The 24,491-nt window shown below is 38.3% G+C and carries 26 protein-coding genes; 10 read left to right on the forward strand and 16 right to left on the reverse strand.

From position 1 onward, the window contains the following. Positions 1-203 precede the first annotated feature (203 nt). Positions 204-995, forward strand: coding sequence for an RnfABCDGE type electron transport complex subunit B (locus tag I8T81_RS13885; protein ID WP_198071477.1), 792 nt, complete (start codon positions 204-206; stop codon positions 993-995). After that, the gene (nth, locus tag I8T81_RS13890; protein WP_004703053.1) at positions 996-1,682 is read left to right on the forward strand and encodes an endonuclease III; all 687 of its coding nucleotides are present in this window, start codon (positions 996-998) and stop codon (positions 1,680-1,682) included. On the opposite strand, the gene I8T81_RS13895 is transcribed toward nth, so the two are convergent. The 4 genes from I8T81_RS13895 to I8T81_RS13910 form a co-directional block, all read right to left on the reverse strand. After that, the gene (locus tag I8T81_RS13895) at positions 1,679-1,858 is read right to left on the reverse strand and encodes a hypothetical protein (protein WP_004703056.1); all 180 of its coding nucleotides are present in this window, start codon (positions 1,856-1,858) and stop codon (positions 1,679-1,681) included. The two genes, nth and I8T81_RS13895, sit on opposite strands and share 4 nt — an antisense overlap. Before the next feature lie 71 nt (positions 1,859-1,929). Continuing rightward, positions 1,930-2,583 (reverse strand): adenylate kinase, encoded by a 654-nt coding sequence (gene adk / locus I8T81_RS13900; protein ID WP_002117671.1) that lies wholly within the window; start codon positions 2,581-2,583, stop codon positions 1,930-1,932. Between the two features lie 84 nt (positions 2,584-2,667). Beyond that, positions 2,668-3,981: a hypothetical protein gene (locus I8T81_RS13905; protein ID WP_004703059.1), complete on the reverse strand. Its 1,314-nt coding sequence runs from the start codon at positions 3,979-3,981 to the stop codon at positions 2,668-2,670. Between the two features lie 61 nt (positions 3,982-4,042). Continuing rightward, the gene (locus tag I8T81_RS13910) at positions 4,043-4,561 is read right to left on the reverse strand and encodes a hypothetical protein (RefSeq protein ID WP_004703061.1); all 519 of its coding nucleotides are present in this window, start codon (positions 4,559-4,561) and stop codon (positions 4,043-4,045) included. A gap of 236 nt (positions 4,562-4,797) precedes the next feature. Between I8T81_RS13910 and mrdA the strand changes: the two genes are divergently transcribed. Both mrdA and rsmD read left to right on the forward strand, forming a co-directional pair. Further along, positions 4,798-6,810 carry a penicillin-binding protein 2 gene (gene mrdA / locus I8T81_RS13915; protein ID WP_198071478.1) on the forward strand — a complete coding sequence of 671 codons (2,013 nt, stop codon included), beginning with the start codon at positions 4,798-4,800 and terminating at the stop codon, positions 6,808-6,810. Then, positions 6,810-7,355 carry a 16S rRNA (guanine(966)-N(2))-methyltransferase RsmD gene (rsmD, locus tag I8T81_RS13920; RefSeq protein WP_151740837.1) on the forward strand — a complete coding sequence of 182 codons (546 nt, stop codon included), beginning with the start codon at positions 6,810-6,812 and terminating at the stop codon, positions 7,353-7,355. The genes mrdA and rsmD overlap by 1 nt, the downstream gene beginning before the upstream one ends. Positions 7,356-7,427: 72 nt before the next feature. Here the strand turns inward: rsmD and I8T81_RS13925 are convergent, their stop codons facing one another. The 9 genes from I8T81_RS13925 to I8T81_RS13965 form a co-directional block, all read right to left on the reverse strand. Continuing rightward, complete coding sequence (locus tag I8T81_RS13925) at positions 7,428-7,883, reverse strand: hypothetical protein (RefSeq protein ID WP_151740892.1); 456 nt, start codon at positions 7,881-7,883, stop codon at positions 7,428-7,430. 57 nt (positions 7,884-7,940) lie between these two features. Beyond that, positions 7,941-8,510, reverse strand: coding sequence for a HupE/UreJ family protein (locus I8T81_RS13930; protein ID WP_151740838.1), 570 nt, complete (start codon positions 8,508-8,510; stop codon positions 7,941-7,943). Between the two features lie 9 nt (positions 8,511-8,519). Then, complete coding sequence (gene ureG / locus I8T81_RS13935; RefSeq protein WP_039248672.1) at positions 8,520-9,134, reverse strand: urease accessory protein UreG; 615 nt, start codon at positions 9,132-9,134, stop codon at positions 8,520-8,522. Between the two features lie 24 nt (positions 9,135-9,158). Beyond that, on the reverse strand, positions 9,159-9,824 hold the full coding sequence (locus I8T81_RS13940; RefSeq protein ID WP_077163548.1) for an urease accessory protein UreF: 666 nt from the start codon (positions 9,822-9,824) through the stop codon (positions 9,159-9,161). Further along, a complete protein-coding gene (gene ureE / locus I8T81_RS13945) occupies positions 9,811-10,293 on the reverse strand; it encodes an urease accessory protein UreE (protein WP_198071479.1) in 483 nt (160 codons plus the stop codon). Before ureE ends, I8T81_RS13940 begins: the two co-directional genes overlap by 14 nt. Positions 10,294-10,363: 70 nt before the next feature. Next, positions 10,364-12,064, reverse strand: a complete 1,701-nt coding sequence (gene ureC / locus I8T81_RS13950; protein WP_151740841.1) for an urease subunit alpha — start codon at positions 12,062-12,064, stop codon at positions 10,364-10,366. Positions 12,065-12,101: 37 nt separating this feature from the next. Continuing rightward, positions 12,102-12,410 carry an urease subunit beta gene (locus I8T81_RS13955; RefSeq protein WP_019456858.1) on the reverse strand — a complete coding sequence of 103 codons (309 nt, stop codon included), beginning with the start codon at positions 12,408-12,410 and terminating at the stop codon, positions 12,102-12,104. Between the two features lie 11 nt (positions 12,411-12,421). Then, positions 12,422-12,724, reverse strand: coding sequence for an urease subunit gamma (gene ureA / locus I8T81_RS13960; RefSeq protein ID WP_002054385.1), 303 nt, complete (start codon positions 12,722-12,724; stop codon positions 12,422-12,424). A 100-nt stretch (positions 12,725-12,824) separates the two neighbouring features. Beyond that, positions 12,825-13,700 carry an urease accessory protein UreD gene (locus I8T81_RS13965; protein WP_019456857.1) on the reverse strand — a complete coding sequence of 292 codons (876 nt, stop codon included), beginning with the start codon at positions 13,698-13,700 and terminating at the stop codon, positions 12,825-12,827. Positions 13,701-13,896: 196 nt separating this feature from the next. Between I8T81_RS13965 and I8T81_RS13970 the strand changes: the two genes are divergently transcribed. Both I8T81_RS13970 and I8T81_RS13975 read left to right on the forward strand, forming a co-directional pair. Then, a complete protein-coding gene (locus I8T81_RS13970; protein WP_198071480.1) occupies positions 13,897-14,220 on the forward strand; it encodes a hypothetical protein in 324 nt (107 codons plus the stop codon). Positions 14,221-14,421: 201 nt separating this feature from the next. Next, entirely contained in the window at positions 14,422-14,901 is a 480-nt protein-coding gene (locus I8T81_RS13975; RefSeq protein ID WP_086496318.1) for a copper resistance protein NlpE, read from the forward strand. Positions 14,902-14,958: 57 nt separating this feature from the next. Here the strand turns inward: I8T81_RS13975 and I8T81_RS13980 are convergent, their stop codons facing one another. Then, entirely contained in the window at positions 14,959-16,563 is a 1,605-nt protein-coding gene (locus tag I8T81_RS13980) for an isocitrate lyase (protein ID WP_004703081.1), read from the reverse strand. A gap of 588 nt (positions 16,564-17,151) precedes the next feature. Here I8T81_RS13980 and I8T81_RS13985 point away from each other — a divergent pair. From I8T81_RS13985 to I8T81_RS13995, 3 genes are all read left to right on the forward strand, one after another. Then, positions 17,152-18,141: a LysR family transcriptional regulator gene (locus I8T81_RS13985; protein ID WP_004703082.1), complete on the forward strand. Its 990-nt coding sequence runs from the start codon at positions 17,152-17,154 to the stop codon at positions 18,139-18,141. A gap of 123 nt (positions 18,142-18,264) precedes the next feature. After that, positions 18,265-19,590 carry a hemolysin family protein gene (locus I8T81_RS13990; protein ID WP_019456855.1) on the forward strand — a complete coding sequence of 442 codons (1,326 nt, stop codon included), beginning with the start codon at positions 18,265-18,267 and terminating at the stop codon, positions 19,588-19,590. 551 nt (positions 19,591-20,141) lie between these two features. Continuing rightward, a complete protein-coding gene (locus I8T81_RS13995) occupies positions 20,142-21,479 on the forward strand; it encodes a CitMHS family transporter (protein ID WP_004703084.1) in 1,338 nt (445 codons plus the stop codon). 48 nt (positions 21,480-21,527) lie between these two features. On the opposite strand, the gene I8T81_RS14000 is transcribed toward I8T81_RS13995, so the two are convergent. After that, positions 21,528-22,040 carry a hypothetical protein gene (locus I8T81_RS14000; RefSeq protein ID WP_191012783.1) on the reverse strand — a complete coding sequence of 171 codons (513 nt, stop codon included), beginning with the start codon at positions 22,038-22,040 and terminating at the stop codon, positions 21,528-21,530. Between the two features lie 213 nt (positions 22,041-22,253). Here I8T81_RS14000 and I8T81_RS14005 point away from each other — a divergent pair, with 213 nt between their 5' ends. Beyond that, entirely contained in the window at positions 22,254-22,811 is a 558-nt protein-coding gene (locus I8T81_RS14005) for a DUF2239 family protein (RefSeq protein ID WP_198071481.1), read from the forward strand. 53 nt (positions 22,812-22,864) lie between these two features. Here I8T81_RS14005 and cysN read toward each other — a convergent pair whose 3' ends face one another. Continuing rightward, the gene (gene cysN / locus I8T81_RS14010) at positions 22,865-24,478 is read right to left on the reverse strand and encodes a sulfate adenylyltransferase subunit CysN (RefSeq protein ID WP_198071482.1); all 1,614 of its coding nucleotides are present in this window, start codon (positions 24,476-24,478) and stop codon (positions 22,865-22,867) included. Between the last annotated feature and the right edge of the window lie 13 nt (positions 24,479-24,491).

Below are 24,491 nucleotides of genomic sequence, written 5' to 3' on the forward strand. Positions count from 1 at the left end.
CTTAATTATCATAAAGTTAATTTTAGAAAAACTATCTAAAAATCAATAATAGTCATTTATCATTTCAATTTTTTTGATCTATTATTGTGCAATATTAGCTACATTTTAGGTCAATCAAAAAGCCTATAAATTCGTTAAAATCCATTGACCTTACTTAGGTTTTTCTTCATTATCGCATCGTTTTAAACAAGCTATTTTCCTCTATGAATCCATCTATTTCTCTCATACGCGAGATCGATGCGTTATTGCCACAAACACAATGTGGTTTATGTGGACACCGTGACGGTTGTCTACCTTACGCAAAGTCCATTGCTGAAGGTGAAGATGCAAATAAATGTGTTCCTGGTGGACAGCCAGTGGCCGATGCGCTCGCACAACTATTAAATCGTTCGTCATTGCCTGCTGAAACAAGTGTCTGGCCTCTACAAGCAGATGGACGCCCACAACGTATGAAAGCGATTATTCGTGAAGACGAATGTATCGGATGTACAAAATGCATTAATGCCTGCCCTGTAGATGCCATTATTGGTAGTGGTAAGCTCATGCATACCATTTTGACTGATCTATGCACAGGTTGTGAGTTATGTATTCCACCCTGCCCAGTTGACTGTATTGATCTGGTCGAAGACACTCAAGCTTTACCAAATGAACAGCAAAGAATTGCAGAACAAAATGATTTAAGACAACGTTACTATGCGCATATTCAACGTGAAGAGAAACGTCGTATACATCGCAAAGGCCCTGTCGTACGCGCTGAAATTGACACACAACTTTTTGCAAAGTTCTCTCAAGCACTTGATGATCTGCCTTCAATTCAAATCATTGAGAAGCCGAAAGAAGTAATTGTAAATGACGCAAAAACGACTATTGAATTAGCTAAAATTCGCACACAAATTAAAAAGTTGGAAAAACAGCTCAGTGTTCGAGAAGATGCAAAAAAACGTCTTCAACTTGATGAACTACAACAGCAACTCACTCAATTACAGGAGATCTGAATGGCCGTCAAAAATATGACGAAAAAGCAGATTCAAATTTTCTTTGAACGCCTTCGTGAACAAAGACCTTCTCCTGAGACCGAATTAAAATATTCATCTCCATTCGAATTATTAATTGCTGTCATGTTATCGGCTCAAGCAACTGACGTTAGCGTAAACAAAGCCACTGATAAGCTTTATCCTGTCGCTAATACTGCTGAAAAAATCTATAACTTAGGTGTAGACGGTTTAAAAGAATATATAAAGACCATTGGCCTTTATAACGCGAAAGCTGAAAATGTCATTAAGACCTGTAAGATTTTAATGGAACAATTTAACGGTGAGGTTCCAAGCAATAGAAAAGACTTGGAAGCTTTACCGGGTGTTGGACGTAAAACAGCCAATGTGGTTTTAAATACTGCTTTCGGACAACCAACTATGGCTGTCGACACGCACATTTTTCGTGTGGGAAACCGTACCGGCTTAGCAGTAGGCAAAAATGTACTTGAGGTTGAACACCGTTTAGTTAAGGTGATTCCGAAAGAATTTATTATAGATGCACATCATTGGTTGATATTACATGGCCGTTACTGCTGTATTGCCCGTAAACCGAAATGCTCAGAGTGTGTGGTTGCCGATGTATGTAACTGGCCAGACCGCTTTGAATTTGGTGCTATAAAAGCAATTCCAACAAAGAACCTCAGTTAATCCTGAGGTTTTTTAATCTGCTGCAATTTGGGATGTAGTTGACGTTCTCGTCCGTTCTTTTTATTTTCCAAAGCCTGTTGTTTCTGCACATGACGTAGCATTTTTTGACTTTGATATAGTAAAAATAACAATAGTGCCAGACTCAGCAATACCACTAAAATCAAAATGATTTTCATATCGTTCTCCCGCACTTGATGAAAGAAAAGAGCCCTCACAAAGAGGGCTCTTTATCACAGATAATATTAAATTATTTGTCTAAGATGTTGAACAAATCTTTTTGTACATCTTCAATTGTACGCAAGCCATCAAGCTTGTCATAAGTTGGCGCATTTTCACCAGAAGCAGCACGGCCTTGATAGAAACCAACTAATTGCTCTGTTTCAGTATGATAAGACGCTAGACGCTTACGGATTGTTTCTTCTTGGTCATCTGGACGTTGAACAAGATCTTCACCAGTTTCGTCATCTTTACCTTCCACTTTAGGTGGATTGTATACAGTGTGGTAAACACGACCAGAAGCTGGGTGCTGACGGCGGCCAGAAAGACGTTTTACGATTTCTTCGTCAGGCACATCAATTTCAATCACGTGATCAATGCTGATGCCTTCTTTTTCCAATGCTTCTGCTTGAGGAATAGTACGTGGGAAACCATCGAAAATGCAGCCATTTGCACAGTCAGGTTGAGCAATACGTTCTTTTACTAAACCGATAATAAGTTCATCTGAAACTAAACCGCCAGATTCCATTACGCTTTTAGCTTTTAGACCAAGTTCAGTACCTTCACGAATCGCAGCACGGAGCATATCACCGGTTGAAATTTGTGGGACATTGTAGCGCTTACAGATCAACTGAGCCTGAGTACCTTTGCCTGCCCCAGGTGGTCCGAGTAAGATAATGCGCATAAAAAACATCCTCATTTAAAACAATGAATGAAGTCTGGCAGAAAAAGTCTCATTAATCTTCAATAGATCCTGCCCGACGTCGAATTATAAGAAAGCTACAAACAAATGTATTGTACCAGCAATAAATCCGGTTACCCCACCTAATACAATAAGAATCCACTCGTCCTCTTGAAATGCAGGACGTAATAAATTCTGAAACTCTTTTGGTGTTAGTTCACGAATACGCTCTTTAAACATTTGAAAAATCTTCTGTGCCCGGCTTGCATTTAGTGCAGGGTCACATACGGGTCCCATCGTAATTTCAATTGAACGATCAATCAAGTCCGTCTTTAATCTTGCGTACTCTCTTGGCCCTAAAGAAAGCTGTAAAGATGTACGAACAAGTGGTGTTTCCATAATTTCGTTAATATGACGCTTCACGATACGGCGCGTCTTATCTTTACGCGGCCCATACATCATTTCAGTCATAATCGATTTTAAGGTGATCAGATCTTCTGTAACTACACTTGAGAACACATCAGAGACTTCTTCTTGACGCTTCATGAAAGCACCTTGGAAATTATACGTCCCAATTCGAAGAACTGGCACAATCCAAGGGAACTTACGGTCTTTTGTTAATCTAAAAATCTGTGGGTAACGAATATAATTTGGTTCAATTGGATTAAATACCATCCAGATTGCAATCCAGTTGGTTAAAAAACCCCAAATTGAAGCCCAAAACGGAACAGTCCAGTGCCAAGGTACAACGAACCAGACAACCATTTGGAAAATACCAAAGAACATCCCGATTAAAGCACTAATATGCCAAATAAAGTTGATCTCTTTTTGGCCTACTTTTAAAAACATACGTACCATTAAACGGCGATCACCTTCCATCTGGCTCACGACCATTTCACGCATATTCACCAGTGACTCGACGTTCATAGTCAGCTCAGTCACTAATTCTCTTAATACACCGGGTAATTGTTTATGCGCCTGTGCATAAATACGGCGTTTAATTGAATAAGGTAAATTTTCCCAAAGTACGGCATTACGATCGATCATGACTTCATCAATCAGATGTTCAAGTTCAAATCCAACCTGCTCACCAATAATGCGTGCCATATCTTCAGGGTCCATTGCTTCTAAAAATTCACGCAATGAACCTAACTTAGATAATGTATTGTCGGTAATAATACCCGAGATACGTCCAGCTTTACGTGGCACAATACCTTGCCAACCTACTGGTAATGGACCTAAATGGAATCCCCAAAATTTGATTGGGTAAAATACCATTTTTAACGCCATCCACACATGTGCCCATGTGACAAAGGCAGTAACTGGGATGATACTTAAAACGGCCCAAAAATCAGGTCTGTGTAAAAAGGTCTGCCACAATCCGCTGACGTACTCTAACATGTAAGACTCTCGTATTTATTTGTGCTCTGCTTATGGCGAGTTAACGATAAACTGCTTTGTTTTATAAACCAAAACTTAGAGAATAAGAAAATTGAATTTGTGGTTTAGTCTTCGCAGCAACTGCTCCGTTCTGGTCAGTTAGTTTTTCAGCTGCACCAATACCGACACTAAAAGTACTAATTCTTTCTGAATTCAACAATACATATGCCAAATCGACACCAGCACCTAAACGAGATTTATACTCTCCATCTACCGGCTTGCTATCAAGGTGTCCAGCATAAAAGCCAATATAGTAGCCATTTTTATCTGTTCCAGTCAGATAGTAAGGATAGCGAAATCCAACCTGTCCACCAGCCGTTTTATCACCATTTAAAAATGCACCAACCTTGGCATAGGCAATACCATAAGGATTTACCCACTCACCGTTAAGATGTAACAATTTTTGAGTAAAACCTGCACCTACATTCCAAGTAGACGCTTTGTGATCTGCTAATTTTGCTTCTGGAAGAAATGAATAATCTTGAGCATTCGCCCAACTGCTTACTGTCAAAACTGCAAGTAAGGGATAAATTTTTCTCATTATTTTCTCCATTTTCCCTAATCGTATAGTGAGAATAACCCTATTCTATTGAATGAAAGACTTTAACAGAATTATTTTGCTTCTTATATACAAGACTCTACAATTTTGTTGTCTACAAAGTCAAAAAAGCCAATTTTCCTCTTCACTGAAACTTTGAAAATTATGCGATATTTTAACTGCGCTTGCGTTAGAATAAGCAGCTATTTTTCTCACCCTATGTCATTAAGTCGATCCGTATGAAACAGCACTTTCCTTTAAAAGATATCCAGCAAGAAAAGCGCATTTATCGAGGTCGTATATTTTTTGCCGTAGGTCTTGTGATTATCTGTCTATTGGTACTAGCCAGCCGATACGCTTATCTGCAAATTTTTCATTACGATGAGTTCTCGACCGCATCGGATAAAAACCGTATTCGCTTACAACCTCTCCCCCCTGCTCGTGGTTATATTTATGACCGTAATGGCGTTTTATTAGCAGATAACTATCCTGTTTTTACCGCAACATTAAGTAAGGCAGACGTTGAAGATCCTGATGCCGTTATTGAACAATTACAACCAATTTTAGAACTTACTCAAGAAGATGTAGACCGTTTTAAAAGTCGTATTAAAACGGCGCGTAAAACTGAACGTGTTGCCATTAAACTAAATTTGACCGAGACAAATATTGCCAAGTTTAGTGAAGTTAAATACAAATTCCCTGGGGTGAGAATTGAAACCCAAATGACGCGCTATTATCCGCATGGTGAGTTGTTTGCTCATGTGATTGGATATGTTGGCCGTATTAACGATAAAGAATTAAAAAGTATTGATAAAGATTTATATGCTGGAACAAACCTGATTGGTAAAATTGGCGTAGAGAAAAGCTATGAAGATTTACTTCATGGAACACCGGGTTATGAATCTGTAGAAGCCGATGCACATAGTAATGTATTGCGTCATTTAGGACGTAAAGATCCAACTCGTGGTAATGATCTCTATTTATCATTAGATTATGGTTTACAAGTTGTAGCATCACAGCAACTTGCTGGTCGCCGTGGTGCAATTGTTGCAATAGACCCACGTACTGGCGAAATTCTTGCATTGGTTTCAAGCCCAAGCTTTAACCCAAACTTATTTGTGACGGGTATTAATCATAAAGATTATAGCTCTCTACGTGATAACATCGACCAACCTCTTTATAACCGTGCTGTTCAAGGGGCATACCCTCCTGGTTCGACCATTAAACCAATGGAAGCGATGGGCGGTTTACATTATGGTATTGTCGACTGGTCTACTGCTATTTCTGACCCAGGTTACTTCCATTTACCTGGTGACTCTCACAAATTCCGTGACTGGAAAAAAACTGGTCATGGCATCGTGAACATGCACAAAGCCATTATCATGTCTTGCGATACCTATTTTTATATTTTGGCAAATCAAATGGGCATCGACCAGATGAACCAATGGATGCGCCAATTTGGCTTTGGTCAAAAAACAGGTGTCGACTTACCAAGTGAAAGTGAAGGTTTATACCCAAGTCCAGAATGGAAAATGCGTACACGCAAAACTAAATGGATGAAAGGTGAAACAATTTCAGTCAGTATTGGTCAAGGTGCATTTACTGCAACTCCATTACAACTTGCAATGGCAACTGCTATTACAGCGAATCACGGCTCTCATGTAGTTCCACATGTTTTACGTGCATCGCATGGTGCAAAACCTTTTACAGTCCGTAATGCGCCTGATGGAAAAATTAATTTCAACGGTACAGACGAAGACTGGGTAAAAATGCGAGAAGCCATGATTGATGTAATTCAATCAGGTACTGGACGTGGTATCCGTACATCGCTTTATCAAATTGCCGGAAAAACAGGTACAGCACAGGTTAAAAGTATTGCACAGGGTAAACGTTATAACGAAGCTGCGCTTAGTGAACGCCAACTTGACCATGGTTTATTCGTTGGGTTTGCACCTGCTGACAAACCTGAAATTGCTATTGCGGTGATTTGGGAAAATGGTCGTCATGGTGGTTCCGCAGCTCAACTTGCTAAGCCGATATTTGATTACTGGTTATTAACCCGCAATAAAAATCCGATTCGTCCAGCCAACCATCAAATTAATGGTGGCCTTATGACAGCAGGAATTAAACCGGGTGAGCTTCCAAGTGGCGGCGAAACTGCTAGCTCTACGCCTGCACCTGCTACAACTACCGCAGCATCTGCTCCACAAGCTACTCCTGCTCGCCCTGCTACAAATGAGATCGATGAATAATGAAAAATCAATTACGCATTATTGGGGGCGAATGGAAAAGACGAGTTTTACCATTCGCAAGTATTGAAGGTTTAAGACCCACCCCAGATCGTGTTCGTGAAACGTTATTTAATTGGCTCATGTGGGACATTCAAAATGCTCAGGTTCTCGATATCTGTACAGGTTCTGGTGCATTAGGCTTTGAAGCACTTTCACGCGGTGCCGCATCTGTTTATATGATTGAACCTGATAAGACTCAAGCACGATTTTTAAAAGAGAATATCCAGCTTTTAAAAGCGCAGAATTGTCATTTATTCAACGCAACTGCTCAGCAAGCATTACCGCGCTTAAAAGAACAATTTGATGTCGTTTTTTTAGATCCGCCTTATAGTCTCGATCTATGGCAAGAGCTCGCTCAATTGGCAGATTCACATATCAAAAATAATGGATACATTTATATTGAAGCTGACCGAGATTTATCCCAGCTTCATCTTCCTGCATCATGGCAACAAGTGAAAACCACTAAAGCAGGTACTGTCCACGCAGGGCTTTATCAGAAAATTTAAACATGTAGAATTTTATAAAGAATTAATTTACCTGATCTATTTATTTGAATTAGATTATTTTATTTTTTTATTTCAGAATAAATAGATCGTAAAAAATCGTATGAGTTGACCTCGATCATAAGGAAAACTCGAAATATATTCATAACCAATTTTCAGTCTTGGATTAACACTATAATTAACTCCATATCCAACTGAAATAGATAAATCTTGAATATTAAAATGATTCGTTAAACCATTACTGTTTTTGTTCTGAAGTTGCCCGGTATCATAGGCCGTATAATTATAAATTACCCAACGCTCATTTGAATAAAACTCGTTTTTGAGCACATTATAGTTATTAACTTCATCATCATGCTCAATGGCTAACCGCCTTTGTTCCAAGTTTAAATCTGATTGATCTAATAACTGCTCTGTATCTAGTAAAGTAGAATCACTTTCTGGTTGAAAAAAATCATAGGCCTGAACATATCCACTGTAAAAGATAATCAGCGCTGTAAAAACAGGATAAATATTTTTATGCACACACATTTTATTTTGCAAATCCAAAAAGGTAGCTTAAAGCTACCTTTTTTTGCAAGGGTTTAATTAACTTAAACCAATTACTGCAACAATTGCTGCGCAAGTACCCATAATTTTTTTGCCATAAGGAACATATCGCGTAAACAATGCACCTAGTGCTAAGCCACAGCAATAGATAAGTGCCATACCAGTAACCATACCAGCTACTAATGCAGCAATATGTCCCGCATGTGCGAGTTCAACACCATGCGCTATACCATGAAAGCTTGCGAGTAATGCGGCAGCAATAGGCAAAATTCGATTTGATTTTGTCCATAGTGCAATCGCTGTAACAATCAAAGAAGCAATAATGCCGTATTCAGCAATACTGGCTGGCACTAAACCTTGAGCACCTACTAAAAAACCTACAATCAAAGTAATGCTTAGTGTAATGACACCAGCAATTTTCCATTGTTTAGCGGCTGACCATAACAAGATACCAAAACCTAAAGCCATGACTAAATGATCAAGCCCAGTAAAAGGGTGAATAAAACCTGCCATAAACCCTGAATGTGCATGATCATGTCCCGGATGTGCCATGGCTAATGCCGGTAACATGCTAAGGAGCCCAATGCCCCATTTCTTAATGAAGTTCATAGTTACTCCTTAAGCCTTAAACAGCCCTTGTTTCTCAATAAATTGAATAATTTGTTCAAGACCATCTTGTGTTTTCATGTTTGAAAATAAAAATGGCTTTTCACCGCGCATGCGTTTCGCATCTTGGTCCATGACATCAAGGTTTGCACCGACCATTGGTGCAAGGTCAGTTTTATTAATAATCAGTAAATCTGACTTGGTAATACCCGGCCCGCCTTTACGAGGGATTTTTTCTCCACCTGCCACATCAATAACATACAAAGTTAAATCAGAGAGCTCTGGGCTAAATGTCGCGGCTAAATTATCACCACCACTTTCAATAATAATAAGCTCTAAGCCATCAAATTTTTCGCATAGATCATCAATCGCAGCCAAGTTAATTGAGGCATCTTCACGAATTGCTGTGTGTGGGCAACCACCTGTTTCCACACCCACAATACGATCTGGCGACATCGCTTCATTACGGGTTAAAAAGTTTGAGTCTTCTTTGGTATAAATATCATTTGTCACTACAGCCATATTGTATTTATCACGCAAGGCACGGCATAAGTTAAGCGTAAGTGCTGTTTTACCCGAACCTACTGGTCCACCAATCCCAACTCTTAACGGGCTACGTTCTGTCATGATTTTTATCCTTTTTTCCTAAACTTAAGATCTGAATAACCGTGAATATTGTGTTTCGTGTTTCATACTCAACATGGCATAACGAGGTAAAGCGCTGCTTAATTGTTCATCATTAAGTTTCAAAGCTTTCTGTACTGCCTCTGGTACTAAACCATGCAAGTGCCATAAAATTCTTTGCCCAGCCATTTGTCCCAATGGAACCGTTTTTACTGCTGCCAAAACCTGATTTTCTAAAACAGTAAAAGTATAAGCGGTAAGCACATCCTCTTCTTTAAGCTCTAAACGCCCACAAAGCTGCGCATAGACAGGCACAAAACCAAACTGCTTTTTAACCTCAACCGTTTTTTTTAAAACATCTTTAATCCATGCATTCAAAGAAAATGCCAACTGCTGCGATTCAGCCAAAAGTTCTTTACTTTCTCGACTCGCCTTATATAAATTTGCCCAAATCAGGAACTCATCTGGTTCATCATAATGTTGCATAAGACGTTTGAGTACCGGTAGCTCAAACCGTACTAACAGCATTTCAAGAACTTCTTCAAAGTAAGCAATTGCCGAGCTTTCATCGTGTATTAAGCCAATATCGATGGCTGTTTCCACACCTTGTGAATAACAATACGCTCCAACTGGCAGTGCCGTTGAAGACAGTGTCAGCAATTGCAGTAATTGCGCAGCATTATGAATGGACATGGTGTAAAGCTTTGATTGGGCTTAAGCGATGGTCATGACTATGCTGAGCATAGGCACCGCTTTCAGGTTCAAAAGGATGATCTGTTTCAGTCACTATAAGCCCCAATCCTTCTACCATTTCTGCAAGCACATGATCAGGCTCAAAATACAAAGCTGTAGGTGTGAGCATTAATGGTACATGTCTATTACCTAAGTGATAGGCAGCTTTAAGTAAATCAAAATCGGTTTTAGCACTAACTTGCATTAAACGTTCAGGTTTTGCGTCAACACGTAATACATCACCCTCTTGGGTTGCAATATATGAACCACTACGCAAAATTCCAGTACGTGGCAAATCAACTCCAATATCTACGCCACTTGCCAAGGCCGCTCGAAAACGTGATTTTTGACGGGTATCAAAAGTTAGTTCAACCGTTTCAAATGCCTGATCAGGAGAAATATCTTCAAGACGTTGGGTATAGATTTTCATTTAATTTTTCTCTCCTTTATTCAGTTCATATGTATAAATTCATAAAACAAAATCATTTCAATAAAACTTATCAAAACAAGAAATAACGCTGAGCCATTGGTAATACGTCAGCAGGTTCACAGGTTAATAGTTCACCATCAGCTCGTACCTCGTAAGTTTCGGGATGTACATGCATAACAGGGCAATATGTGTTGTGTTTCATGTCAGTTTTGCTAATTTCGCGTGTGTTTTTACACGGACTAATTAACTTCTTGAGGTTTAATTTTTCAGCAACTTTTTCATCAATGGCTGCTTGAGATAAAAAGGTAATACAAGTGTTATGCACACCACGCGGATAGGCGCCAAACATTGGACGATAATGAACTGGTTGAGGTGTCGGAATGGAGGCATTAATGTCACCCATCGGCGCCGCCGCGATCATACCGCCTTTAATAATCATGGAAGGTTTTACACCAAAAAAAGCCGGCTTCCATAACACCAGATCAGCAAGTTTTCCGACCTCAATCGAACCAATTTCATGACTTAAACCATGGGTAATGGCTGGGTTAATTGTATATTTAGCAATGTAACGTTTAACGCGATTGTTATCATGAAACTCGTTGTCACCCTCTAGAGGGCCACGTTGAATTTTCATTTTGTGTGCAGTTTGCCAAGTTCGTAAAATCACCTCACCCACGCGCCCCATCGCCTGAGAATCAGAAGACATCATGGCAATTGCACCTAGGTCTTGCAGAATATCTTCGGCAGCAATGGTTTCACGGCGAATACGACTTTCTGCAAAAGCAATATCTTCAGCAATTGCAGGGTCTAAATGGTGACAAACCATGAGCATATCTAAATGCTCATCAATAGTATTAATGGTATAAGGTCGCGTTGGATTCGTTGAAGATGGCAACACGTTACTTTGTCCAATTGCTTTTAAAATGTCTGGAGCATGTCCACCACCCGCACCTTCTGTATGGTACGTATGAATGGTACGGTCTTTAAATGCGGCCAGTGTTTCTTCTAAAAAGCCGCCCTCATTTAATGTATCCGTATGAATAGCGACCTGAACATCAAACTCATCTGCCACACTCAAACAGTTATCAATCGCTGCTGGTGTTGAACCCCAGTCTTCATGCAGTTTTAGCCCAATTACCCCAGCCTTAATTTGCTCACGAATTGGGTCTGGCAAACTCAGGTTACCTTTACCTAACAGACCAATATTCATAGGTAAATCATCTATCGCCTGCAACATGGTCGCAATATGCCAAGGACCTGGAGTCACTGTGGTTGCCGAAGTTCCTGCTGCTGGTCCTGTACCGCCGCCCACCATTGTTGTTGTACCAGACATCAGCGCGGTTTCAACTTGTTGAGGACAAATCCAGTGAATGTGGGTATCAATACCACCTGCTGTTAAAATTTGCCCTTCACCCGCAATCACTTCTGTTGCTGCACCTAGAGGAATGGTAATGTCAGGTTGAATATCGGGGTTGCCGGCTTTTCCTATTTTCCAGATTCGGCCATTTTTTAAGCCAACATCAGCTTTTACAATTCCCCACCAATCTACAATTAAAGCATTGGTAATGACCGTGTCAGCAACTTCATCAGCTAAAAGTTGAGATTGTCCCATGCCATCACGAATGACTTTACCACCACCGAACTTAACTTCTTCACCATAAGTCGTTAAATCTTGCTCAACTTCAATAAAGAGCTCTGTATCAGCTAGACGAATACGATCTCCGACCGTTGGACCAAACATCTCAGCATATGCACGACGTGACATTTTCATAATTTTTTACTCATATCTTTCATTATAGTTGTTATGTTTAATCCAACTTACCCATGACTCGGCCTGCAAAACCATATACTTCTCGCTTACCAGCTAAAGCGACAAGTTCCACTTCTCGGCTTTGGCCCGGTTCAAAACGGATTGCTGTGCCCGCCGCAATATTTAACCGAAAACCCTTTGCAGCTTCACGGTCGAACTGTAGTGCATCATTGGCTTCATAAAAATGAAAATGCGAACCTACCTGAATAGGTCGATCACCAACATTAGCCACCATAACTTTTAAAGTTTCACGCCCAACATTTAGCTCAATGTCAGTCTCTGGAGTAATGATTTCGCCGGGGATCATAACTGCTCCTTTTATACGATTGGCTGATGAACAGTGACTAATTTCGAACCATCCGGAAAAGTTGCTTCGACCTGAACCTCAGCAATCATTTCCGCTACACCATCCATAACATCTTCACGCTTTAACAAAGTCGTTCCAAAGTGCATGAGTTCACTCACTGTCATTCCATCTCGTGCACCTTCAAGTAAGGCGGCTGAAATAAAGGCAACTGCTTCCGGATAATTCAGCTTTAAACCTCGTGCTTTACGACGCTCAGCCACCAAGCCTGCGGTAAAAATGAGTAACTTATCTTTCTCTGTTGGATTGAGTTCCATATCTCTTTCCTAATAGCATCTAGTTTTCTTTAAGCAAAATGCGTGCTCAAAAGCAGCATACTTGTTCTAATCGTTTTTAAAATACGCAATTTAACGTAAGTTAGGTTTTCCAAATTCTTGGAAATTCTTCATCTAAATCAAACCAATAACGTCTTAATCTTGCGCGTATGGCCGCAAATGCATCATGACAATGCCGTACATCATTCCCTAAAAAACGTGCACAGAGCACATCTTCCAATAAAGTCAAAGTAACCGGAGCATCCATACGCATGATTAACTCACGGACAAGTTCAACATGTTGTTCTAAATAAAATGGAGAGCGAAATTTTTCAGGCGGTACAGCCCAGAAACTTGCCATTACAGCCTGATTATTCATTCCTAAACATGAGCTTAACCAGCGATCTCCTCCCTCAAAATATAATGTATCGGCAACTAATAATTTATTTTCACGCCATAACTTAAACTGGTTGTGATAACTGCCCTGAACAAAATTTTCAGCTCGAGCTTGCCGTCCCAATACCAGCATATCCCAACCAATGAAACTTGCTGTTTGTTCAAGGTGAATATGTGTTTCTGAGTGCGCTACAGCACCATCAAACAACATCGTCTCTTGAGGCATCCACTCTAGAATAGAGTCATTTTTTACAGTCAAATAAATATGTTGAAAAGCCTGTTTACCATTTGTTCTATACCATTTTCCAGCCCCAGGCGTGGTAATAACGGCATGCGCCTGTTCAGCTGTTTCAATTTGAAAAGTAAGATGGTCGCCTCCTGCAATGCCAGCTGGTGGATGAACAATAATAGCGTGGCAAACTCCAGTTTTTTCAGGCCAGAGCATTTTTTGCACCCGAACAGGGCCATAATGTTTTCTATGATTCATTATGGTGCGACTTTCTTTAAAACAAAAACCTAGTTCTAATTGCGCATACCAAAATGGTGCTAAAGAAGTATGAGAAAATTGTTGAATCCGATTCATTTTGGCTCATTTTTATTAATGGCTTTATTTAATAAGCAAAATATGCACCATATACAAAAAGAGGTCATTACAAACTTGGAAACAATTTTTTTATTTTAATGAGTTAAAAAATCATCAATGTCTAACATAAAACCACAGTAAAGCATGGAATTATTTATACAATAGCGCCCATCCTCGCTCTTATAAATTTTTTTCCATGAAAATCTTTTTCGTGTTAGTACCTTTTGTATTTTTAACTGGGTGTATTTTTGGCCAATCTAGTGAGGTCAAACGCGCAGAAAAACTTCTAAATAATTTCCAATGTAAAAACGTAGAAACTAGGGAGATTTCAAATAGCTCAATTAATTCTTATTACCAACAAACTTTAGCAGTAAGTAAAGAAAAAGCGACCTCTTATGTAGAAAGTTATAAAGATGGTGAGGAATTATTTGCAATGCCTTTAGACGAGGTAGTAAAAAAACAATATGAACTCTATAAATCAGCGTGTGATTCTCTAGGTGGAGTTTCTGCTCATCTATAATTTTTTAGATGTATCCATTAACTCAGTTAGTGGATACTTTTTTTACTCGTTATATATTTCAATAAAAATCGTTTAAATGAACAAAAAAATATACACTTTACCTTTTGTTAAATTTTGACTACATACAAACGCTTTTATTTTTTATGATCTTTTTCTAGGCTTTAAAGACTTTTTATTTTTATTTTTGAGGTTTTCTTAATCATGAAAAAATCATTATTAGCAATTGCACTTATGAGTACTCTTCTTGTCGCATGTAACAAACATGAAAATAAAACAGAAACAACTTCTGATGCTTCTGCCCCTGTACAAACAAGTGAAGCAAGTAGTGCTGTTGCTGTAGATACTGAGCACACAGCAGAAAATTCTTTAGATTGGAATGGTAAATATACAGGTACCCTTCCATGTGCAGACTGTGAAGGCATCAAAACAGAACTAAAATTAAAAGATGATAAAACTTATGAATTGACTGAAACTTACTTAGGCAAAGGTGATACAAAACCATTTGAAACTCATGGTAAGTTTGCTTTCGATAAAGACAACACTTCTATCATTACCTTAGATAATAAAGCTGAAAATCGTAAATTCTTTATTGGCGAAAATACTGCAACTGCTTTAGATATGGAAGGTAAAAAAATTGAAGGTTCTTTGGCAGAGCACTATGTGTTGAAAAAAGAAGATTAATAAAGTTTTAATATAAAAAACCCGCTCATTTGAGCGGGTTTTTTATGGAATCAATTCTTAGTTAGCTGCGAATTGGTTCATTGTGTTTTTAGCATCGTCATGTGCTTTAAGAGCGTTATCACCAGAGAAGATTTCTTTGTGATCATCACCGATGTCAGAACCCGCCATTGCTTGGTGTTTCACACAAGCGATACCACCACGGATTTCTTTACGTTGTACGCCAGCAACATAAGCCAACATACCTTCTGAACCGAAGTAACCTTGTGCAAGCTCATGAGTAGAAAGAGCAGCAGTGTGGTAAGTCGGAAGTGTGATCAAGTGATGGAACACACCTGCTTCACGGGAAGCATCTGCTTGGAATGTACGGATCTTGTCATCAGCATCAGCAGCTAATTCAGTATTGTCATATTCAGCACTCATTAATTTAGCGCGGTCATATGCAGAAACATCTTTACCTTCAGCAACCCAACGGTCGTAAGCTTGTTGACGGAAGTTTAAAGTCCAGTTAAATGATGGGCTGTTGTTATAAACAAGCTTAGCATTTGGAACAACTTCTTTAACACGGTTAACCATGTGTGCGATTTCTTCTACGTTTGGAGTCGCAGTTTCGATCCAAAGAAGGTCAGCACCATTTTGAAGGCTAGATACACAGTCAAGTACAACACGGTCAATTTGAGTGTCAGCACGGAACTGATATAAACCTGAAGGTAAACGTTTAGGACGGTGTAACTTACCATCACGCTTGATTAAAATTTCATCTTCTTGCGCATCAGCAATGTCAATTTCTTGAGTATCTAAGTAGCTGATGTATTGAGAAGCGATGTCACCTGGCTCTTTAACCACTGGGATTTTTTGAGTCAAGTCAGCGCCTTCAGAGTCAGTACGCGCAACAATGATACCTTCTTCAAGACCCATTTCTAAGAATGCATAACGTAATGCATGGATCTTAGCAATAAAGTCTTCGTGTGGAACAGTTACTTTACCAGCTTGGTGACCACATTGTTTAGCATCAGATACTTGGTTTTCGATTTGAAGCGCACAAGCACCAGCTTCGATCATTTTCTTAGCAAGTAAGTAAGTTGCTTCTTCGTTACCGAAACCAGCATCGATGTCAGCAATAATTGGCACAACGTGAGTTTCAAAGTTGTCGATTTGAGCTGTGATTTCAGCTGCTTTAGCAGTATCACCAGCTTCTTGTGCTTTTTTAAGGGCACGGAATAAATCGTTTAATTCTTTTGCGTCAGCTTGACGTAAGAAAGTGTAAATTTCTTCGATCAAAGCAGGAACAGAAGTTTTTTCGTGCATAGATTGGTCAGGAAGTGGACCGAACTCTGAACGAAGAGCAGCAACCATCCAACCAGAAAGGTAGATATAACGTTTGCTTGTAGTACCGAAGTATTTTTTGTTCGCAATCATTTTTTGTTGTGCGATGAAACCATGCCAGCAACCTAATGATTGAGTGTATTTGCTTGAGTCAGCATCGTATTCAGCCATATCACGACGCATAATCGCAGCTGTATACTTAGCAATATCTAAACCAGTTTTGAAACGGTTTTGAAGTTGCATACGAGCAGCATCTTCTGGGCTAATGTCTGCCCAAGTGTTGCCAAATTTTGCTTTTAATTGACGTACTGCATCAATCGCTGTTTGATATGTAGTCATGATATTGTCCTGTATTCATTTTAGGATTTCATCGATTGAAGCCTAGAGTCACGTTACTTAAATTTCTTATGACACCAGCTGCTTCCTCATGAACACAGCTTAGACTTAGCCAATCAATTAATCCAATATCCTTCGTTAATCTTCAGTATTTATTTAAAAAATATACCAATAAATCGATATTATAAGTAAAACTAAAAAACATAACACTTTGTTTATAAAAACAAAATAATCCTAAAGGAGTATAGTATTTTGATCAAAAAACTCTCCAAGTTTTATTTTTATACAATTTTTGAGATTTTTCCATTCATTTTTAGTGTCAAAAGTCAATTGTAAATTAGGCGACTTTTGCCAATGTAAAAAGTCAATTTTAATGATAGAACATGGTTAAATATAAGAGAAAAATTTTACGTCTATAAACATAAAGTCAAAAACAGATCAAAGATAATAAAATCGAGCATTTGAGGTCCTTTTCAAGCATACTTAATTTCAACAAAAAATGTTGTTTTTCTCATCATTTTTTCACACAATGTTCTTTAAATATGGCATAATTTGAAACAATTTTAGGGTTTTATTTTCGGTATTTTTTTTATGAATCTGGAACGGGTAGATCTTAATCTATTAATATATCTTGATGTTCTTCTTCGTGAAAAAAATGTTACACGCGCAGCAGAACAGCTTGGCGTTACTCAACCAGCCATGAGTAATATTTTACGTCGCTTGCGTAATTTATTTAACGACCCTCTTCTAATCCGTTCATCGGAAGGAATGACACCGACAGAACGCGCACTCGAATTACAACCACGTATTCGCGATGCCCTTTCTGATCTTTCCATGATTTTGGAACCGCGTACCGAATTCCGCCCTTATACCAGCAATCGCGTTTTTCGCATTATGACTTCTGATTATGCAGAAGCTACTCTGGTCCCTCGTCTTGTAAAAGCTTTACGTTCTGAAGCTCCAAATGTAGTGCTCGACTTTCTTACCCCAAGTGATGTGTCATATAGAGACATGGAACAAGGTAAAGTTGATCTGGCAATTAATAGATTTAATGAAATACCGCAAAGTTTCCACCAAGTGTTAGTTTGGCGTGATAGTTTCAGCTGTATTTTGAATGACAAACACCCTGCTGTTACTCATTTAAATCTTAAAAGTTACCTAGATGCACAGCATATTTGGGTATCTAAAACAGGTATGGGTGTTGGTTTTGGCGTAAACCCAGATAAACAAGGTGGTTTAGGCTGGATTGATCAAGCATTAGAACGTATTGGTCAACGCCGTAAAATTTCAGTATTTACTCGCCACTACCAAATGCCAGCATTGCTTGCTCAAAATGTTGACCTCATTGCAACGCTTCCAACTCGAATGGCGCGCCTACAAACTCAAAATCCAAAACTGGTTATAAAGGATCCTCCTTTTTATATTCCAGAATTTGAACTTAAAATGGCTTGGTGCCCACTATTACACCATCACCCTGCTCATCGCTGGTTACGCCAACTTATTCTATTCGTTGCTCGCCAAATGATCGAAGAAGAAAATCGTGAATTTCTTACCAACAATTCACAATTTTCTCACTATTAAATAAATTTTAATTTAATTGTCTCTTTCAAACATTATCTTTAAGCGCTGAGCAATCAATCTGATTACCTCAGCGCTTTTTTGTGTTAAAACATAGTCATAATAATGATGAACCTCGGGTGATTTGTGAGTCTCTTTCAAAATATCATTATCATCGTACTGCTCATCATCGCAGCAGGCTTTTTATCTTTAACTGAAATTGCACTGGCTGGCGCCAGAAAAGTGAAGTTAAAAATTTTAGCTGAAGCTGGTGAGGAACGTGCTCAACAGGTACTTGATTTACAAGAACAATCTGCAGACTTTTTTGCAGCATCCCAAATTGGACTAAATGCTGTTGCAATTTTAGGCGGTATTTTAGGCGAAGCTGCTTTCCGTCCTTTTTTTGTGACTTTAGTTGACCGCTTCTATGTAGGTCCCTGGTCGCAAACAATTGGTTTTGCTCTATCTTTTACTTTAGTAACATCGCTATTTATTTTATTTGCCGATCTTATGCCAAAACGCTTGGCTATGATTGCCCCAGAAAAAATTGCAATTAGTGTTATCAATCCAATTCAGGTTTTTATTAAAGTTTGCAAACCTTTAGCTTGGGGAATTAATGCCATCGCGAACCTGTTATTCCGCTTATTCAAAGTAAATACAACTCGCGAAGACAATATTACTTTTGACGATATCTCAGCTGTTATGGATGCAGGTGCCCAAGCAGGTGTACTTCAAAAACAAGAACATCATTTTATTGAAAATGTTTTTGAACTAGAGGAACGCAACGTACCATCGAGTATGACAACGCGTGAAAATGTTGTTTATTTCACTTTAAACGAACATGAAGACAGTATTCGACAAAAATTAGCAGAATATCCTTATTCTAAATTTTTAGTGTGTAATGAAAATATTGATCAGGTTATTGGGTATGTAGATGCCAAAGATTTTCTTGTTCGTATTTTAAATAACCAATCACCCACTCAATTAAATGAGTCTACTATTCGTAATGTTCTGATTATTCCTGACACATTAACGCTTTCTGAATTACTTGATCGCTTCCGATCAACAAAAGAAAAGTTCGCTGTTGTAATTAATGAATATGCGCTTGTAGTTGGTGTTATCACCTTAAGCGATATCATGATTACCGTAATGGGTGACTGGGTCACCCCAATTGAAGAAGAACAGCAAATCATTAAACGTGACAATAACTCTTGGTTAATTGATGGCAGCACACCAATTGATGACCTGAGACATGCTCTCGAAATTGACGAAATGCCCGATGAAGAGAATTATGAAACGCTAGCAGGTTTTATGATGTATCGTTTACGCAAAATTCCTCGTCCAGCCGATTTTGTCGAATTTGGTGGTTATAAATTTGAAGTTGTCGATGTGGATCATTTTAAAATCGATCAACTATTAGTTACTCGCGTATTAGAAAAATCTGAATTACATTCCCCGCCTGACGAAAATTGATTTATTTTGGTGCAAAATATCCTGCCAAATGCAGGATATTTTTTTAATATGAATAAGTAATTATTAAATTCACGCTTTCATTTAATATTCTTCATTATTAAAAGTTTAATTAATTATGCTAATCATATTTATAAATATAAAGATTAACCTCTTAATTAAAATAAAAAAATTAAGTTCAATTGAAATGAAAATTTGCGAATAAAGCATTTACAACCCCATCAGCCTTAGGTAACGTAGACATTACAAGCCTTGTAAATGGATCTTCTTCTCATCTCAACGCTCAAAGCAAGTATAATTCTTCAAAATATATGATAATTTTAAATATGATAAAACCTTTATATAAATATAAAAGCTACTATATATAATAAATAAACTAAGCCATTAATATATATGTTCAGTATTTCCTGAGAATATACCTTTTTAATTGAATATATATTAACCAAATAAACTAAATATATTATTTGTTTTTTTAATAAAAATTCATAAGAATAATAAAAGTCAAAGTTTGGAATAAACTTGTTCAGTAAAACTAAAGGCAAAGGATTGATTGTATGCTGACATTACTTGGTGTTGGCATGATTTTGTGCTTCATGTACTTAATCATGTCCAAACGTTTAAGCCCTATTATTGCTTTAATTCTTATCCCATTTATTTTTTCTCTTATTGCTTGGGGCCTAGGTCACTACTTTGAAAGCTTAAGTCATATTGAGCTTAAAGGTCTCAGCGAGATGATGCTAGAAGGCATCAAAAAACTTGCACCTACTGGTGTAATGCTATTATTTGCAATTTTATATTTTGCCTTAATGATCGATGCAGGTCTTTTCGATCCCCCAGTTAAATGGATTTTAAAAAAGGTTAAAGGCGATCCTCTAAAAATTACATTAGGGACCGTTTTTTTAACGACATTAGTTTCTCTTGATGGTGATGGTTCAACGACATATATGATTTGTGTCGCAGCGATGCTTCCTCTCTATCAGCGACTTGGTATGAATACACTGATCATGACAGCACTTATGTTGTTATGTAGCGGTGTAATGAACCTTACACCATGGGGTGGACCTACTGCCCGCGCAGCGAGTGCACTTCAAGTCGACCCAAGCCATATTTTTGTACCAATGATTCTTCCAATGATTATTAGTATTGGCTGGTTATTCTTCTTGGCATATTTATATGGTCGCTATGAGCAAAAACGTTTAGGCGTGATTGAGCTTGAAAGCCATCATGGTGACAATATTACTGTTTCAAAAGATCCAGAAGCGACTCGTCCACATTTACGTAAAGTAAATATGGTACTCACCATTATTCTTATGATTGCGTTGATCAAAGGTATTTTACCAATGTCAGTGTTATTCATGCTTGCGTTCTGTATTGCGATGCTTATCAACTATCCAGATGTTGATATGCAGAAGAAACGTATCGCTATGCATGCTGATAGTATCTTGGCTGTGGTAGGTTTAATTTTTGCGGCTGGTATTTTTACAGGTATTTTATCTGGCACAGGCATGGTTGAAGCGATGTCTAAAGAGTTTGTCGCAATGATTCCTGCAAGTATGGGTCCATATCTGGCACCAATTACAGCGTTGGTAAGCATGCCTTTGACGTTCTTTATGTCAAATGATGCATTCTTCTATGGTGTATTACCTATTCTTGCTGAAGCTGCTTCACATTATGGTATTAGTCCAGAAGCGATTGCTCGTGCATCAATTGTAGGCCAACCTGTACACTTATTATCACCACTTGTTCCTTCAACATACTTACTATGTGGTCTTGCTAAAGTCGATTTTGCAGATCATCAAAAGTTCACTTTTAAGTGGGCATTTATTACTTGTATGGTGTTAATGGGTACAGCTTTGGTGATTGGTGTTTTTCCACTTTTTAGTGCGATCTAACTCTACTCTGCTATAAAAAATAAAAGCCCCAATTGGGGCTTTTATTTTTTATTTATTTACGTACTCAATCATCGCATCTAAGAACGCATGAAAGTGCAAGGTAATATCTTCTTCTAAAATTTTATAGGCATTATCAAATTGCACCATTGGCCAACCTTCTTTCCAAAATGGGAAGATATCATGTAAGTCATGGGTAACTATTGCATCTTCACGAACAATTGCTTGTGAAATTTGTGCCAAAACTTGCGCTGTTTCTGCCCCATCAATAGCTAAATAATCAATACCACGCGCTTTTAAAATACGAATTCGATCTTTTTTATAGCGAATTTTTTTAGCTTGAGCTGCATTTAAACCTAGTGCAAGAGTCACTGCCTCTACAAACTTCTCTTCAAAATTTGAATTTAGTGCCACCAAAGCCTGTTTATGCGCTTCCTGACGTCCTGCTTTTCCCCCGCTACGGATAATCTCATTTGCTTCCGTATCCAGCTTATCTTTTTTCATCGACTGTAAAATGTCTAAAATTTCGATATCGCTTAAAGATTCAGGAGATTGCTCAAACATAGGAGTCCTTATACATACAACTAAAGGCACATTCTCTCATAAAAGCGATATTAAAGCAGAACAAAATTTTAAATAGCCTCTTACCTTGACTATTTTTATAGCCTTAATTTCAGAGATACTACTCATAAAATCAGATAATTCTTTGGTTATAAATTTTAATGTTTGCCAAATTAGTTTTACCCTGATAATATTATTTTACCCTGATAAAAATATGTGGCAAAAATGAATATAACAATCACCTATACCGCTTTTACTGGAAGCACACTTATTGCAAGCGACTCCCTTGTTGAACTTGCAAAAAAACTAAAACATCTTCCTAAAACAACGGAAAATATTCTGATTTTTAATGATCAAACAGGTCAACAAATTGATCTTGATCTTTCTGGTTCAGAACAAGATTTTCAACAACGTTATGCTGAACCTGAAGAAATTAAAAAAGTTGGTCGACCTAAACTTGGCGTAATTTCGCGTGAAATCACTTTACAGAAAAAACATTGGGATTGGTTAGATCAACAAAGTGCGAGTGCATCAGCAGTAATTCGTAAGTTAATTGATAAAGAGTTAAATAATCCAAATTCTGAAGGCAATATTATGCTTGCCAAACAAGCCATCGACCGTTTTATGTCTGCTATGTTAGGCAATATGCCAAATTACGAGGAAGCAACACGCGCCTTATATCAAGGTGATCGAGATACATTCTTAAAGATGATTCAGAACTACCCTAAAGATTTAAGAGAATATTTAACTTTAAAAACTCAAAGTATTTTATAAACTCAATAAAAAAACCCGCTTACGCGGGTTTTTTGGAACTCATTTTCAATCTATTAAAGACGAACCAATTCCACGATTTTTTCTACTGCTTCTTCTACTGTTTCAGCAGTTATCTCAGTATCTGTACCATCCACAGAAGTTGTAATAGTTACAACACCTGTCTCACGTAACAGAACCAATTGCTCAGCTGTTAAACTTGCTTTCGCGATCGCAACTACACCTTGCTGAATCAGCAAACTTTCTAAGACTTGAGCTTTTTCAATTAATTGTGCAGAAACACCAATAGCAGCAGGTTTTTGACCTAAACGAGCAGCACGGTCTTCGGCAGTAACAGCATTGTTATGAGCAGTCCACTCTACAGCAGCTTCTACCATGCCCGCGCCAACAGTCACGTTACTTAAACGGTCAATAAAAATAAATGAACCTGTGTAACGAGAGTCTTGATATTGGTCACATACCACTGGAGCATCGAACTCAACTACCACATCGGCAATTGCATTTAACTCAAGCTCTTCTACTTGAGTATGCTCAAGTGTATTTACATTCACACGGTAGTGAATGTTCGTCACTTTTGCTGGAACGGTTTGTGTACCAATCTTAATGTTGTACAACTTACCTTTTACAAGCGGGTGCTCATTCATCCATACCACAGAAGCACGAACGCTACGTGAAATTAATGGTTCCTCACCTGCACGTACCAGCACGTTACCACGGCTAATATCAATTTCATCGTTTAACGTTAATGTAACTGCTTGACCAGCCACTGCTTGCTCAAGGTTACCGTCAAAAGTAACGATTTCTTTAACCGTAGAACGCTTACCAGAAGGTAACGCTACAATTTCGTCACCGACTTTAATTTCACCTAAAGCTACAGTACCCGCAAAACCACGGAAGTCGAGGTTTGGACGGTTCACATACTGAACAGGGAAACGGAATTCGTGTTTGTTTGATTCGCGGCTAATTTCCACAGACTCAAGAATACTCATCAAGGTTTGACCCTTGTACCAAGGAGTATGAGCAGATGGATTTACAACGTTATCGCCATTTAAAGCAGAAATCGGAACAAATAAGATATTAGCTGGGCGACGCTCACCTAACTGGCTCACGAACGCATCATATTCAATCTGAATCTCATTAAAACGCTCAGGTGAATATTCAACCAAGTCCATTTTATTAATGGCAACAACAATATTTTTAATACCAAGCAAACTAGCAATAAATGTATGACGACGCGTTTGAGTTTGAACACCATAGCGCGCATCAATCAAAATAATTGCAAGATCAGCAGTCGATGCACCAGTAGCCATGTTGCGGGTATATTGTTCATGTCCCGGTGTATCGGCAATAATAAACTTACGCTTTTCAGTCGAGAAATAGCGATAAGCTACATCAATAGTAATACCTTGCTCACGCTCAGCCTGCAAACCATCTACAAGCAACGCCAAATCTGGTGCATCACCCGTCGTACCTACTTTTTTACTGTCACGTGTTACAGCTTGTAATTGATCTTCATAAATCAATTTTGAATCGTAAAGTAAACGGCCAATTAAGGTACTTTTACCATCATCTACGTTACCGCAAGTCAAAAAACGCAAAAGGTCTTTTTGTTCATGCTGTTTTAAATAAGCCAGAATGTCTTGGCTGATTAAGTCTGATTGATGAGACATTGCTCAAACTCCA

This window comes from Acinetobacter seifertii (assembly GCF_016064815.1).
Lineage (GTDB): Bacteria > Pseudomonadota > Gammaproteobacteria > Pseudomonadales > Moraxellaceae > Acinetobacter > Acinetobacter seifertii.